Raw genomic sequence first — 14,468 nt, 5'->3', positions numbered from 1 at the left:
AGATACTACCTGATCAGGCTGAAAAACGCACCTGTTGAATCATAGTAAAGCAGGATTAAAAAAGGCCGAGACAATGCTCGGCCTTATTACAACAATAATTAAAATGCGACGTCTAAACCTAACCAGTAGCGACGACCATCTTCGACATATCCGTATTCTTCGTAACTGATTTCCTCATCCAGCAAGTTATAGATCGCGCCTTTAATACGAGTATTATCGGTTAACTGGTATGTCACACCAGCGTCCACAAAGGTATAAGCAGGCTCTACAATACTGTTTCTTGATGGGCCAGTAACCGGATCCATTTCTTTACCTCGGTAAGTGACTTTAGCCCAGCTTTCTAGATCTGTTGTTGTTTGCCAAGTTACATCCACATTAAACAGATGCTTTGGTAACTGTTGCAGCGGCATGCCTTTGTATTCACCTGTTTTTTGCTCTGAGTCGGTAAATGTGTAGCTCGAGCTGAGGTAAATGGTTTCCGTTAATGGCGATGCTAAGGTCGCTTCAATACCTTGTGTGACCGCTTCGTCCACGTTAATGCGGTACGTTGGATCTGCCCCCCATTGGTTTGGTCCATCTGTACAGATGGTATCTGGACAAACAACACGTGTGATCTTGTCTTTGAACTCATTATGGAACGCAGTCAAAGAGACATCTAAACCAGAGTCACCTTGATACAAGACACTGATTTCTTTGTTTAGCGACGTTTCAGGGTCAAGGTCTGGGTTACCGTAGATATTACCGCCGCCACTGACTTGCGCCCAACCAGGAGTAATTTCACGTAATTGCGGAGAACGGAAACCTGTTGCCACGCCACCTTTCACAGTCCAAGATGGGTCAACTCGCCATACACCATAGACACGCGGACTAAAGTGCGCACCATAGTTTTCGTCATGATCTAGACGACCACCAAGCGTAACGCTAAACGGATCGGCGATTCTCCACTCATCTTCAATGAAAACAGCCCACTGCGTATTCGATGTTTCGGTCTTCGATGACGCTTTATTGGAAGTAAAATCTTCAAGCTCGGCGTGAGTAGCATCCACACCGGTTGTCAGCGTATGGTTTCCAATACCAGTCACTAAGCTCGATTTGAACGTGGTGTTGGTGATCGTCATCTCGCGAGATTTGTTCTCGCTCTCTTCACGTTGTAAGTAAGTATCTGAGATGCCAACCGAGTCCCAGTCGCCATTGTGACTTAGCGTTACATAATTACGACGATATTCGTTGAGTGAATCCTCACAACCTCTTCGGCAACCCGTCGTTGGTACGGAAAGGCCAACGTTACCGCGGCGACTTTGTGCCGATGTGCCACCCTCTAGCTGCACAGAATGGCGGTCATTAATCTGGTAGGTCAGTTTTGAAGAGATACTTTGCATATCTTTATCTTCATAACCGTATTCAATATCGTCTTCTTCTCTTGCGGTATACTGACCGTATACTTGGAGAGATAGATTTTCGGCTAGCGGCCCATTGACGAAGAAATTCGCGCTCTGCTCTCCGCCCGAGCGACTGTTTTCTTGCAGAACCGTGCCTAGCTGAACATTACCTGTCCACTCCATCGCGTCTTTTCGCGTGATCACGTTAATTACACCACCAATCGCATCAGAGCCATAAAGCGTCGACATTGGACCACGGATAACTTCAATTCGCTCAATCGCTTGAAGAGGGGGTAACCAGCCTTGTTCGATACCAGGGCCGTCACTATTTGGGCGAGTTTCACGTGTGCTTTGACGTTTACCATCGACCAGTATCAAAGTGTATTTAGAACCCATACCACGGATACTGATATCGGTAGTGTCACCACCACCTGTTACGACGACACCAGGCACGCTTTTTAGTGCATCAGTCACATCGCGGTAATAACGAGAGTCCAACTCCTCACGTGAAATCACACTAATACTTGCAGGCGCGTCCGCTTGAGATTGCTCATAACTTGATGCAGTTACAACCACTGTTTCCATTTTAGAAACCGCATCATTGGCAAACACATGAGGGACACTGACGAAGGCTAAAATACCAGTTGCAGTAATAACTGGCAGTCTAAGAGTAGACATCTACATCTCCATAATTGATAATGATTATTATTTTCGAAAGTGAATTATTCACAAATAGAATGAGATGCATAGTGAGAGTTATGGAACGGTTTTTCCCATTTATGGAACCCGTGCATAACGCAGTAAGGAGTAAATGAAATATGCACGACTTAGCATCAATTAGAGCCTTTGATGCGCTCAATCAGCATAAGAGTTTGACCGCCGCTGCCAAGGCCCTTAACCAGCCTAAATCAACGCTGAGTCGTCGCTTAGCACAATTAGAAGAAGATTTCGGTCAGGCTCTAACCGCAAGACAAGGTAACCGATTAGTTCTGACAAGAGCGGGAGAAATTTTTGCCCACTACAGTCGCCAGATTCTTGAGCTAAGTGAAGAGAGTTATGACGCGCTTCAAGGTTTAACAAACCAAGTTTCAGGGCCGCTGCATATTGTTTGTCACACAGCATTAGTTAGAAGTTGGCTAGGTGGTGTGCTCAACGGTTTTCTTGCCGATAATCCTGATGTTAGGGTTCAGCTTACCAGTGACTTTTCTGAAGCACACCATGACCCAGATTTGTTCATCTGGCTCGGTGAGCGTAAAGATCTCGATTGGCGCAAAGAAGTATTAGGCTCATTTCGTTACACGCCCTTTGCCTCTCCAGCTTATCTTGATAAGCACGGTTCGATCCTGCACCCCAAAGAGCTTGAAGCGCATCCGTGGATCGATTTTGGCTCGGTACAAGAAAATGGATTGATGCTCACACACCCTCAACACGGTGAGTTCTTTTTAGAGCCATTTGTGAGTCGCTTATACAGCGACAACATCGCAATGCAGATCGACAGCATCGCGAATGGTCATGGTATAGGACTGCTGCCAACTTGGACAGCAAGCGGCTACGAGAAACATCATCCGGGTCGAATCACACCTTGCTTAGAAGGTTGGCTTTCAGAGCCCATCTCCATTAACTGCTATACGCCTGCAGGAAGACCGCCATTACGCTTATCCGTACTTTTAGACTGTATTCACCAAAGCATTCCACAAGGTTGGAAAACCTGACAAAAAAGGCCATCGCAATGATGGCCTTTCCAACTTTATTATCTAACAGTCGTCCTTTACGTTCGACTATTGAGACAATCTAGCAGTTACACTAGCAATTCTTTTGCTGTGTTCACTACGTTTTCAGTCGTGAAGCCAAACATCTCGAATAGCTGACCAGCAGGTGCAGATTCACCAAATGTCGTCATGCCGATGATGCGACCATCGAAACCAACGTACTTGTACCAGAAGTCTGCGATGCCCGCTTCGATAGCGATGCGTGCTGTTACGTCTGATGGCAATACTGCTTCACGGTAAGCGGCGTCTTGTTTGTCGAATGCATCCGTTGATGGCATTGAAACAACGCGTACTTTCTTACCTTCTGCCGTTAGTTGAGTCGCAGCTTCTACTGCTAGCTCAACTTCAGAGCCTGTTGCGATAAGGATTAGCTCTGGCTTGCCTTCGCAATCTTTCAGGATGTAAGCACCTTTCGCGATGTTCGCTACTTGCTCAGCTGTACGATCTTGTTGCGCTAAGTTTTGACGAGAGAAGATAAGTGCTGTTGGTGCATCTTTACGTTCAATCGCTAGTTTCCATGCTACGGCAGACTCAACCTGGTCACACGGACGCCATGTGCTCATGTTTGGCGTTACGCGTAGAGATGCCATTTGCTCAACAGGTTGGTGAGTTGGGCCATCTTCGCCAAGACCAATCGAATCGTGCGTGTACACTTGGATGTTCTGAATTTTCATCAGCGCAGCCATACGCATTGCGTTACGAGCGTATTCCATGAACATTAGGAATGTTGCGCCGTAAGGAACGAAACCACCGTGCAATGCGATACCGTTGATGATAGCGGTCATACCGAATTCACGTACACCGTAGTGGATGTAGTTGCCAGAGAAGTCATCCGTTTCTAGAGACTTAGAACCAGACCACATGGTCAGGTTAGAAGGCGCTAGGTCAGCAGAACCACCCATAAACTCAGGAAGCATTTGACCAAACGCTTCTAGTGCATTTTGCGATGCTTTACGTGATGCAATATTCGCTGGGTTTGCTTGAAGATCAGCAATGATTTGGTTCGCTTTTTCTTCCCATTCCGCTGGAAGTTCGCCGTTTAGACGACGTTTAAGCTCTGCTGCTTCTACAGGGTAAGCTGCTGCGTATGCTTCGAACTTTTCATTCCAAGCCGCTTCTTTCGCTGCACCTGCTTCTTTTACGTCCCACTCAGCGTAAACATCTGCCGGGATCTCAAATGGGCCGTACTCCCAACCTAGGTATTCGCGAGCCGCTTGAATCTCATCGTGACCTAATGGTGCACCGTGACAGTCGTGTGAGCCAGACTTGTTAGGAGAACCGAAACCGATAATTGTTTTAGTACAGATTAGAGTCGGGCGAGGATCCGCTTTAGCCGCTTCAATCGCTGCGTTGATTGCTTCAGGATCGTGACCATCTACCGCTGGGATTACGTGCCAGCCGTAAGCTTCGAAACGCTTAGGTGTATCGTCAGAGAACCAACCTTCAACGTGACCATCGATAGAGATGCCATTGTCATCCCAAAACGCGATCAGTTTGCCTAGACCTAGCGTACCTGCTAGAGAGCATGCTTCGTGCGAGATGCCTTCCATTAGACAGCCGTCACCCATGAACACATACGTAAAGTGGTCAACGATGTCGTGGCCTTCTTTGTTGAACTGTGCCGCTAGTGCTTTCTCTGCGATAGCCATACCAACAGCATTAGTGATGCCTTGGCCAAGAGGACCCGTTGTTGTCTCGATACCAGGCGCGTAACCGTACTCTGGGTGACCTGGGGTTTTTGAGTGCAATTGACGGAAGTTTTTCAGATCGTCAATAGATAGCTCATAACCGCTTAAGTGCAGTAGAGAGTAAATAAGCATTGAGCCGTGACCGTTTGACAGCACAAAGCGATCGCGGTCGGCCCACTCTGGGTTTGAAGGGTTATGGTTTAGGTGAGAACGCCAAAGAACTTCAGCGATATCAGCCATACCCATTGGTGCGCCTGGGTGGCCTGAGTTAGCTTGTTGAACACCATCCATGCTTAGAGCACGAATTGCATTGGCAAGATGTTTACGAGACGACATGTCTGCTCCTGAGTACATTAAGCGAAACGAAAAGTAGGTCATAATTCTCTCAAAGCCCTGTTGGGTGTGCAAACGTTTTCCAGTCCAAAACCTCACAAATATTGCACCTTTCGCGCCAAATCGTTCGAAGTTCTTAAAATTATCAATAAATCAGGCAAACGTTTGGTTATAACAAAAACCAAAAAAGAGCTTGTAATTCGAGCAATCAAATTTAGAATAGACGTCTAGATGTAGATACACCTACAAAAATTAGTATTAATTTGCGCTGGAGAGTTTATCATTCCCCAGTTTTAAACCAGATATAGTGGAGCTAACATGGCTAAGCACCTGTTTACTTCTGAGTCAGTATCAGAAGGTCATCCAGATAAAATTGCAGACCAGATTTCTGATGCGGTTCTTGACGCGATTCTAGAGCAAGATCCAAAGGCTCGTGTTGCATGTGAGACTTACGTTAAAACCGGTATGGTAATGGTGGGTGGTGAAATCACGACTTCAGCATGGGTAGACATCGAAGAGTTAACTCGTGAAACCGTTCGTGAAATCGGCTACGTACATTCAGATATGGGCTTTGACGCAGATTCTTGTGCGGTACTAAACACAATCGGTAAACAGTCGCCAGATATCAACCAAGGTGTTGATAAAGCTGACCCTAAAGAACAAGGTGCAGGCGACCAAGGCATCATGTTTGGTTACGCTTGTAACGAAACTGAAGTACTAATGCCAGCGCCAATTACTTACTCTCACCGTCTTGTTCAAAAGCAAGCAGAAGTTCGTAAAAACGGCACACTACCTTGGTTGCGTCCTGATGCAAAATCTCAGGTAACATTCCAATACGATCAAGGTAACATCGTTGGTATCGACGCGGTTGTTCTTTCAACTCAACACTGTGATTCAATCTCAACTTCAGACCTGCGTGAAGCGGTAATGGAAGAGATCATTAAACCAGTGCTACCTTCTGAGTGGATCAACAAAGAAACAAACTTCTTCATCAACCCAACGGGTCGCTTCGTAATCGGTGGTCCTATGGGTGACTGTGGTCTAACAGGTCGTAAGATCATCGTAGATACTTACGGCGGCGCAGCTCGTCACGGTGGCGGTGCGTTCTCTGGTAAAGATCCATCAAAAGTTGACCGTAGTGCAGCATACGCAGCACGTTACGTAGCGAAAAACATCGTAGCGGCTGGCATGGCTGACCGTTGTGAGATCCAACTTTCTTACGCAATCGGTGTTGCTGATCCAACGTCTATCATGGTGGAAACGTTCGGTACTGAGAAAGTATCTCACGACATCATCATTGAAGCAGTTCGTCAATTCTTCGACCTACGTCCATACGGCCTACAAGAAATGCTTAACCTTCTTCAACCTATCTACAAGAAGACAGCGGCTTACGGTCACTTCGGTCGTGAAGAATTCCCGTGGGAAGCGACAGACAAAGCTGCACTTCTACGCGATTTCGCTGGCATCAAATAATCAAGCCAAGCAAGAATCAATCAAGCCCTCGCCTATGGCGGGGGCTTTTTATTTTCAGCAACGTTTATCCAGCCATTTCAGCTCATACCGCCCTGCCCCACAAAGCAGTCCTGTTTCTCCCTCATTTTTATACCGAATAAATTTTAAGCAATTATTTGTAAATTATCCCATCTCCGCCAATAGTTAAAATATTGTTAATTCCAATTTAAATAGAGACGTCGGATGCTGGCGACTGTGGAAGCAACACTTAAGTAAAGACATGAGTCAGGCATCTTTATGGCCGATACCAAACTAAGCCAATGCTCAGATGTAAACTTGAAAAAGTCGCTTCAAGTTTGACTGAACAAAAACCGCTGTCAGTTGGTATAAGCGGATAATGTGGGAATAAATCAAGGAGGAGTTATGCCTCGAACTGTTAATCCATCGGACTTCCACAACAAGCGAAAGGAAGTGCCAGACAACGAATACGCCAGAACCATACCGTGCAATACGGTCAATCTTTCTGCACCTTTTCATTGGCTCGCATTAGGTCTGCATGATTTCGTGCGAATGCCGCTTATTAGTGCTTTCTATGGCATCTGTTTTATGGCAGCTGCCATAGGCATTGTTTTGCTCGTTCAGTGGCAAGGCACACACTTGGTCGTCATGCCCAGTTTGATTGTTTACATGTTAATCGGTCCGTTTCTCGCGCTCGGCTTGTATGATGCCAGTTGGGAGAGAGAGCGTGGACACAAAGCAAGCTTGTTCCATTCAATGAAAGCGATCGGTCGTAATTCAACATCTCAATGGGCATTCGCCGTGTTACTCGCAGTGTGTATGATATTTTGGATGCGTATTGCCGCTCTACTTCATGCGCTTTACCCTTCTGTTCAAGGGGCATCTTTAAGTGAGTTCCTACCCTTCCTTGTGATAGGATCTTTAGTTGGATTTGTTTTGGCTTGTGTGGTGTTTAGCATTTCAGCCTTTTCTATTCCGCTTATGATGGAGCGTCGCGTAGACATGATGACCGCTGTATTTACCAGCTTTAATGCCGTGAAATCCAACATTCCAGCGATGATTGTTTGGGCGGCGATCATCTGCGGCGGTATTCTTATCGGCTTTGCGACCTACGGGATCGGAATGTTGTTTACCATGCCAATTCTAGGCTACGGTACATGGCATGCTTACCATGCCACCATCAAGAAAAAACACACACCATAATTAACTGATGCTATGATCTGGCCCTCGCAAATGCGGGGGCTTTTTTATTTGATTTATCGAGGTGAATTGTGGATATAGAACTAAGCTATAAAGCCAAGCAAGTGATGGCGGACTGCATCGCGATGGCAGAGCAAGCTTTCAAACGTTCTTTCCCTATTCCAACAATCACCTTCAACGTCCGCGGGAAAGCGGCAGGAAAAGCCTACCTTCAATTGAATCAAGTGCGCCTGAATCCCGTTTTATTTCGCGAAAACACCCAAGAATTCTTAGATGAAGTCATTCCTCACGAGGTGGCACACCTGATTACTTATCAGGTTTACGGACGAGTTAGGCCTCACGGCAAAGAATGGCAAGGTGTCATGGAAGCCGTATTTAAAGTGCCCGCCAAAACCACTCACAGCTTTGAAGTAAAATCCGTTCAAGGTAAAACCTTTGAGTATCGTTGTGGCTGTATGACCTACCCTCTATCGATTCGCCGTCATAATAAAGTGCTGCGCAAAGAGGCGACGTACTCTTGTCAAAAATGCCGCCAACCACTTAACTTCACGGGCGTTCAGTTATCGTAATCTATATCTCATAGTGTTACTTGCGTTCCCAAAATAAAGATCGAGTTTATCAAAACCTTCCCTTCGCCACTTATTGTTAACTTACTCATCACTAAAGCCATTTTATGCGTGTTATCATGAATAAAGTCATACTTTATAAAGACTTTAATCATGAAATACCTATTCTCTCTGTTACTTATCGCGCTTTCTAGCACTGCGGTTGCCGCGCCACCAAGTTCATTCTCTGCCGCCAAACGTGAGGCGGTAAAAATTTATCAAGACCATCCAACGAGCTTTTACTGTGGCTGCAACATTCAATGGCAAGGCAAAAAAGGCTCCCCAGATTTAGCCTCTTGCGGTTACCAAGTCCGTAAACAGGAAAAGCGGGCCGCACGAATCGAATGGGAGCACGTTGTACCTGCGTGGCAATTTGGCCACCAGCGTCAATGCTGGCAAGATGGCGGACGTAAAAACTGCAAGAAAAAAGACAAAACCTTTCGCTTGATGGAAGCAGACCTGCACAACCTAACCCCTGCTATTGGTGAAGTAAACGGTGACCGTTCGAACTACAACTTTAGCCAATGGAACGGCGTCGATGGCGTGAGTTATGGTCGCTGTGAGATGCAAGTGAACTTTAAGCAGCGTAAAGTCATGCCACCAGACCGTGCTCGAGGTTCGATTGCTCGTACCTACCTATACATGAGCAAAGAGTACGGCTTTAAATTATCAAAACAGCAAACGCAGTTGATGAGTGCTTGGAACAAAACCTACCCAGTCGATAAATGGGAATGTGAGCGTGACGAGCGCATTGCCAAAGTACAAGGCAATCATAACCCATTTGTTCAAAAAGCCTGTCGCGCACTCTAGTGCTCCTCTACCTTGAAGCGTTTCAATAACTGATATTGAAACGCTTCTTGCCCCTTGTTTTTTCGGTTTAAAGCATCCATGTTAGGGTTTAAGTTTATTCTCTTGCTGGAAATCTCATGCGTATCCCTCGAATTTATCATCCAGAAACCATTCATCAACTTGGCTCACTTGCTTTAAGTGACGACGCAGCAGGCCATATCGGCCGTGTTCTGCGCATGAAAGAAGGCCAAGACGTTCTCCTATTTGACGGCAGCGGCGCAGAATTCCCAGCGGTTATCAGTGAAGTCAGCAAAAAGACGGTTTTGGTTAACATTACCGAGCGTGTAGAAAACAGTATTGAATCCCCTTTAGACCTGCACCTTGGTCAAGTTATTTCACGTGGCGATAAGATGGAGTTCACTATCCAAAAGTCAGTGGAACTTGGCGTCAATACCATCACACCTCTGATTTCCGAACGTTGTGGCGTCAAGCTTGACCAAAAGCGCTTTGAGAAAAAACTCGCGCAATGGCAAAAAATCGCCATCAGTGCCTGTGAGCAGTGTGGACGCAATGTCGTTCCAGAAATTCGTCCAATTATGAGCTTGGAAGAGTGGTGTAAAGAAGAGTACGATGGCTTAAAGCTCAATCTTCATCCTCGTGCTAACTACTCAATCAACACACTGCCAACACCTGTTGAGAAAGTGCGCCTACTGATCGGCCCTGAAGGCGGTTTATCGTCTGAAGAGATCGAGATGACTCGAGAATATCAATTTGAAGAAACGCTACTCGGCCCTCGCGTTCTGCGCACCGAAACAGCGGCTCTGACAGCAATTACAGCCTTACAAGTTCGTTTCGGCGATCTTGGTTAAACGGAGAAAAATAATGATCAAACTCGGCATTGTGATGGACCCAATTTCGTCCATTAACATCAAAAAAGACTCTAGCTTTGCCATGATGCTTGAAGCGCAACGACGCGGCTATGAAATCCACTACATGGAAATGAATGATCTGCATCTCGATCAAGGCGTTGCTATTGCAGATACTAAAGTGGTGGAACTAAAAGAAGATCCAAACGGTTGGTACGAGTTCAAATCAGAGCAAACGATCAAACTGTCTGAGCTAGACGCTGTACTAATGCGTAAAGATCCTCCGTTTGACACAGAATACATCTACGCGACTTACATCCTTGAGCGTGCAGAAGAACAAGGTGCACTGATCGTTAACAAACCTCAAAGTCTACGTGATTGTAATGAAAAACTGTTTACAGCGTGGTTCCCTGAGCTGACACCAACGACAATCGTGACGCGAAAAGCAGAGAAAATTAAAGAGTTTCGTGAAAAACATGGTGATGTCATCCTAAAACCGCTTGATGGTATGGGCGGCGCATCTATCTTCCGCGTAAAAGAAAACGACCCTAATGTCTCTGTAATCATCGAGACACTGACCAACCACGGTCAAAACTACGCAATGGCGCAAACCTTCGTGCCAGATATCAGCAACGGTGACAAACGTATCTTAGTCGTAGATGGTGAACCAATGCCTTACTGTCTAGCTCGTATTCCTGCAAAAGGTGAAACGCGCGGTAACCTTGCAGCTGGTGGCACAGGTGAGGCTCGACCACTAAGCGAGACCGATATTAAGATTGCTCAAACTGTGGCTCCTACACTGAAAGAAAAAGGCCTTATCTTTGTTGGCCTTGACGTAATTGGCGATAAGCTAACGGAAATCAACGTCACCAGCCCAACCTGTATTCGTGAAATTGAAGCGGCTTTTGACATCTCAATCACTGGCAAACTGATGGATGCGATTGAGCGTCGAGTAAAAGGCGAATAACTCAAACTGTATTACAGTTAATAGAGAGCGTAGTACATTAACTTAAGCAAACTCATGCACATACCTAGATGGTAAACTGTATGATGTTTGCTTAGGGGCATTTACGAGAGTTAAGGGTCAATATGAGTATGAATCTCACAAATCACTTTTTAGTTGCCATGCCTGGGATGAAAGATCCGTACTTTCAAAACAGCGTGATCTACGTTTGTGAGCACAACGAAGACGGCGCTATGGGGTTGATGATCAATGCTCCTGTTGATATCACCGTCGGCAACATGCTCAAGCAGGTGGAAGTTCAGCCAGTACACCCGCGCCTATTTGAAGCCAGCCTAGATAGACCAGTCTACAATGGCGGCCCAATCTCGGAAGATCGTGGTTTTATTCTGCATAAACCTAAAGATTACTACGAGTCCAGCGTTCAAATGACCGATGACCTCGCGGTAACCACTTCACGTGATATTCTTTCGGTGTTAGGAACAGAAGCAGAACCAAGTGATTACTTAGTGGCACTTGGCTACTCAGGTTGGAGTGCAGGCCAATTAGAAAATGAGCTGGTCGAAAACTCTTGGCTCACCATTGAAGCGACGCCTGAAATTATCTTTAATACACCAATCAACGAGCGTTGGAAGAAAGCGGTCGAAAAGCTGGGCATCGACCCCAGTCATCTTTCAGCAGACTCTGGACATGCTTAGTCCGAAATACAGTTACATTAGATAGAGACACCTTATGTCACGCACAATTATGGCTTTTGACTTTGGAACCAAAAGCATTGGTAGCGCTATTGGCCAAGAAATTACTGGTACAGCTTCCCCATTAAAAGCCTTTAAAGCCAATGACGGTATTCCAAATTGGGACGATATCGAAAAGCAAATCAAAGAGTGGCAGCCAGATTTGCTAGTGGTCGGTTTACCAACTGATCTTCATGGCAAAGACCTTGAGACCATAACCCCTCGTGCACGAAAATTTGCTAAGCGTCTGCAAGGCCGATACGGCTTACCTGTTGAACTGCATGATGAGCGTTTATCTACAGCAGAAGCTCGTGCGGAGTTGTTCAGCATGGGCGGCTACAAAGCCCTATCGAAAGGGAATGTGGACTGCCAGTCAGCGGTGGTGATTCTAGAAAGCTGGTTTGAAGCCCTCTGGGGTGAATAAAACACAATACTCAAAACAAGAAAAGGTTGGCAAGTGCCAACCTTTTTTCGTCTAAACACGCTTAATCCATATCGATCTGAACGTTAGCAAGACTGCCCGTAGAGAATGCTTCGCCACGCTGTGTTTTCAACATCAAGCGCAAATCATTCGCCGAATCGGCACTGTGCAGCGCATCTTCTTCGCTGATCTTACCTTGCATCACCAACTTATAAAGAGATTGATCGAACGTCAGCATACCAAACTCATTTGAGCGAGCCATGGTTGACTTCAACTCATGCAAATCTCCGCGACGGATCAAATCAGATACTCGTGGGCTATTTAGCAAGATCTCAAACACACCATGACGCCCCTGCCCATTCTTATCTCGGATCAGCTGCTGACCAACCACACCTTTTAGGTTCATCGACAAATCAAACAAGAATTGTTCTTTTTGATCTTTCGGTACCAAGTGAAGAATGCGCTCTAAGGCTTGGTTGGCGTTGTTGGCGTGCAAAGTTGCCATACACAAATGGCCTGTTTCAGCGAATGTCATCGCGTATTCCATTGTTTCACGGCTACGGATCTCTCCAATCAAAATCATATCTGGCGCTTGGCGCAGCGAGTTTTTAAGCGCAACTTCATAGCTTTCCGTATCTAACCCAACTTCGCGTTGAGTCACGATACAGCGCTTGTGCTCATGCACGAATTCGATCGGATCTTCGACCGTCAAAATGTGTCCCGTCTTGTTGCTGTTTCGATAGCCCGTCATTGCCGCCATTGTGGTGGATTTACCTGACCCAGTAGCACCAACCACCAGCACCAAACCACGCTTGGCTATCGCTAAATCTTGCAACACTAACGGTAACTTTAATTGCTCAAAGTTGGGAATATTGGTTTCAATACGACGAATCACTGCGCCTGGTAACTCGCGTTGAAAAAAGGCACTAACACGGAAGCGGCCACAATCTCTCACAATGGCAAAATTCGACTCACGACTTTTACGAAATTCCTGACGCCGATCTGGCTCCATAGCACTGTCGAGTAATGCCGCTACATCACTCTCGGTGAGTTTTTCACCTTGTGGTCGCAATTCGCCATCCACACGAAATAGAATTGGCGCTCCAACCGTGATGTAAAGATCCGACGCTTTCAGCGCCAGCATGCCTTCGAGAAATTTATCTAGATCCATCTTCCGTGTTCACCTACGTATTACGAGAATTGCTGCACTTCTAACCCGATCTTACTATCGACCTCTTCACGAGCGACCATACCTTGTGCCATTAACTGACGAGCATTTTGCTCCATGGTTTGCATGCCGTGAGCCGCACCAGTTTGAATGATCGAATACATCTGCGCGACTTTGTCTTCGCGGATCAAGTTACGAATCGCAGGCGTTGCCATCATGATTTCATGGCATGCAATACGGCCACCACCATTACGTTTCAATAACTTTTGCGCGATAACCGAACGAAGGGATTCAGAAAGCATCGAGCGCACCATGTCTTTATCACTGCCAGGGAACACATCGATAATACGGTCAATGGTTTTTGCCGCTGAGCTAGTGTGTAACGTGCCGAACACTAAGTGCCCCGTTTCCGCCGCCGTTAACGCAAGACTGATGGTTTCTTTGTCACGCATCTCACCAACCAGAATAACATCCGGGTCTTCACGTAATGCGCTGCGCAGTGCGTTTTGGAAACTATGCGTATCACGGTGTACTTCACGCTGGTTGATCAAACATTTATTGTTGTTGTGAACAAATTCAATCGGATCTTCAATTGTGAGTACGTGCTTGTTGTGATTACGGTTAATGTAGTCAACAATGGCTGCTAAGGTCGTCGATTTACCAGAACCTGTTGGGCCAGTAACCAGAACTAAGCCTTTTTCAGCGTTCGCAATTTTTTTGAAGATCTCGGGAGCTTCCAGCTCTTCCAAAGTTGGAATGCTACTTGGAATGGTACGGAATACTGCCGCACAGCCACGAGATTGGTTGAAAGCGTTGACACGGAAACGACCAACGTTATGCAACTCAAAAGAGAAGTCGACTTCGAGTTTTTCTTCGAACTCACTGCGTTGGGCATCGTTCATGATTTCGAAAACCAAACGATGCACTTCTTGGTGTGTAAACGCTGGAATGCCTAGTTTTCTCACATCCCCATCAATACGAACCATTGGTGGGACACCTGCAGAAAGATGTAGATCCGAGGCATTATGTTTTACACTAAAATCCAGTAACTCAGTGATATCCATTTAAAATCCTTAAGTCTAAAG

At 46.0% G+C, this 14,468-nt stretch carries 13 protein-coding genes; 9 read left to right on the top strand and 4 right to left on the bottom strand.

What is annotated here, in order from left to right; translation table 11 throughout:
- Window positions 1-98: 98 nt before the first annotated feature.
- Complete coding sequence (locus D8S93_RS00210; protein WP_005393952.1) at window positions 99-2,057, bottom strand: ligand-gated channel protein; 1,959 nt, start codon at window positions 2,055-2,057, stop codon at window positions 99-101.
- 140 nt (window positions 2,058-2,197) lie between these two features.
- Here D8S93_RS00210 and D8S93_RS00205 point away from each other — a divergent pair, with 140 nt between their 5' ends.
- Window positions 2,198-3,091, top strand: a complete 894-nt coding sequence (locus tag D8S93_RS00205) for a LysR family transcriptional regulator (RefSeq protein ID WP_104969806.1) — start codon at window positions 2,198-2,200, stop codon at window positions 3,089-3,091.
- 86 nt (window positions 3,092-3,177) lie between these two features.
- On the opposite strand, the gene tkt is transcribed toward D8S93_RS00205, so the two are convergent.
- Window positions 3,178-5,172 carry a transketolase gene (gene tkt, locus D8S93_RS00200; RefSeq protein WP_152811545.1) on the bottom strand — a complete coding sequence of 665 codons (1,995 nt, stop codon included), beginning with the start codon at window positions 5,170-5,172 and terminating at the stop codon, window positions 3,178-3,180.
- A 315-nt stretch (window positions 5,173-5,487) separates the two neighbouring features.
- Between tkt and metK the strand changes: the two genes are divergently transcribed.
- The 8 genes from metK to ruvX all read left to right on the top strand — a co-directional run bounded on the left by metK (window position 5,488) and on the right by ruvX (window position 12,218).
- Window positions 5,488-6,642, top strand: a complete 1,155-nt coding sequence (gene metK / locus D8S93_RS00190) for a methionine adenosyltransferase (protein WP_005381027.1) — start codon at window positions 5,488-5,490, stop codon at window positions 6,640-6,642.
- Between the two features lie 402 nt (window positions 6,643-7,044).
- The gene (locus tag D8S93_RS00185; protein WP_005393959.1) at window positions 7,045-7,842 is read left to right on the top strand and encodes a DUF2189 domain-containing protein; all 798 of its coding nucleotides are present in this window, start codon (window positions 7,045-7,047) and stop codon (window positions 7,840-7,842) included.
- Window positions 7,843-7,910: 68 nt separating this feature from the next.
- Window positions 7,911-8,408, top strand: a complete 498-nt coding sequence (locus D8S93_RS00180; RefSeq protein ID WP_005393961.1) for a SprT family zinc-dependent metalloprotease — start codon at window positions 7,911-7,913, stop codon at window positions 8,406-8,408.
- 150 nt (window positions 8,409-8,558) lie between these two features.
- Complete coding sequence (endA, locus tag D8S93_RS00175) at window positions 8,559-9,254, top strand: deoxyribonuclease I (RefSeq protein WP_005393967.1); 696 nt, start codon at window positions 8,559-8,561, stop codon at window positions 9,252-9,254.
- A gap of 116 nt (window positions 9,255-9,370) precedes the next feature.
- Window positions 9,371-10,102 (top strand): 16S rRNA (uracil(1498)-N(3))-methyltransferase, encoded by a 732-nt coding sequence (gene rsmE / locus D8S93_RS00170; protein ID WP_005393970.1) that lies wholly within the window; start codon window positions 9,371-9,373, stop codon window positions 10,100-10,102.
- 13 nt (window positions 10,103-10,115) lie between these two features.
- Entirely contained in the window at window positions 10,116-11,066 is a 951-nt protein-coding gene (gene gshB, locus D8S93_RS00165; protein WP_005393972.1) for a glutathione synthase, read from the top strand.
- Window positions 11,067-11,194: 128 nt separating this feature from the next.
- On the top strand, window positions 11,195-11,758 hold the full coding sequence (locus D8S93_RS00160) for a YqgE/AlgH family protein (protein ID WP_005393973.1): 564 nt from the start codon (window positions 11,195-11,197) through the stop codon (window positions 11,756-11,758).
- 34 nt (window positions 11,759-11,792) lie between these two features.
- Window positions 11,793-12,218: a Holliday junction resolvase RuvX gene (ruvX, locus tag D8S93_RS00155; protein ID WP_005381017.1), complete on the top strand. Its 426-nt coding sequence runs from the start codon at window positions 11,793-11,795 to the stop codon at window positions 12,216-12,218.
- Window positions 12,219-12,279: 61 nt separating this feature from the next.
- On the opposite strand, the gene D8S93_RS00150 is transcribed toward ruvX, so the two are convergent.
- Window positions 12,280-13,386, bottom strand: coding sequence for a PilT/PilU family type 4a pilus ATPase (locus tag D8S93_RS00150; RefSeq protein ID WP_152811543.1), 1,107 nt, complete (start codon window positions 13,384-13,386; stop codon window positions 12,280-12,282).
- A 20-nt stretch (window positions 13,387-13,406) separates the two neighbouring features.
- Window positions 13,407-14,447 (bottom strand): type IV pilus twitching motility protein PilT, encoded by a 1,041-nt coding sequence (locus D8S93_RS00145; protein ID WP_005381015.1) that lies wholly within the window; start codon window positions 14,445-14,447, stop codon window positions 13,407-13,409.
- Window positions 14,448-14,468: the final 21 nt, after the last annotated feature.

The organism is Vibrio sp. VGrn 2, assembly GCF_009361695.1.
Classification (GTDB): domain Bacteria; phylum Pseudomonadota; class Gammaproteobacteria; order Enterobacterales; family Vibrionaceae; genus Vibrio; species Vibrio diabolicus.
Note: the sequence above shows the minus strand (reverse complement) of the source record. Positions and strands in the feature narration are given on the sequence as shown.

Excerpts from the sequence above, each read along its gene's own strand:
- D8S93_RS00210 (WP_005393952.1), bottom strand. The coding sequence starts at position 2,057 with ATGTCTACTCTTAGACTGCCAGTTATTACTGCAACTGGTATTTTAGCC.
- D8S93_RS00205 (WP_104969806.1), top strand. The coding sequence starts at position 2,198 with ATGCACGACTTAGCATCAATTAGAGCCTTTGATGCGCTCAATCAGCAT.
- tkt (WP_152811545.1), bottom strand. The coding sequence starts at position 5,172 with ATGTCGTCTCGTAAACATCTTGCCAATGCAATTCGTGCTCTAAGCATG.
- metK (WP_005381027.1), top strand. The coding sequence starts at position 5,488 with ATGGCTAAGCACCTGTTTACTTCTGAGTCAGTATCAGAAGGTCATCCA.
- D8S93_RS00185 (WP_005393959.1), top strand. The coding sequence starts at position 7,045 with ATGCCTCGAACTGTTAATCCATCGGACTTCCACAACAAGCGAAAGGAA.
- endA (WP_005393967.1), top strand. The coding sequence starts at position 8,559 with ATGAAATACCTATTCTCTCTGTTACTTATCGCGCTTTCTAGCACTGCG.
- rsmE (WP_005393970.1), top strand. The coding sequence starts at position 9,371 with ATGCGTATCCCTCGAATTTATCATCCAGAAACCATTCATCAACTTGGC.
- gshB (WP_005393972.1), top strand. The coding sequence starts at position 10,116 with ATGATCAAACTCGGCATTGTGATGGACCCAATTTCGTCCATTAACATC.
- D8S93_RS00160 (WP_005393973.1), top strand. The coding sequence starts at position 11,195 with ATGAATCTCACAAATCACTTTTTAGTTGCCATGCCTGGGATGAAAGAT.
- ruvX (WP_005381017.1), top strand. The coding sequence starts at position 11,793 with ATGTCACGCACAATTATGGCTTTTGACTTTGGAACCAAAAGCATTGGT.
- D8S93_RS00150 (WP_152811543.1), bottom strand. The coding sequence starts at position 13,386 with ATGGATCTAGATAAATTTCTCGAAGGCATGCTGGCGCTGAAAGCGTCG.
- D8S93_RS00145 (WP_005381015.1), bottom strand. The coding sequence starts at position 14,447 with ATGGATATCACTGAGTTACTGGATTTTAGTGTAAAACATAATGCCTCG.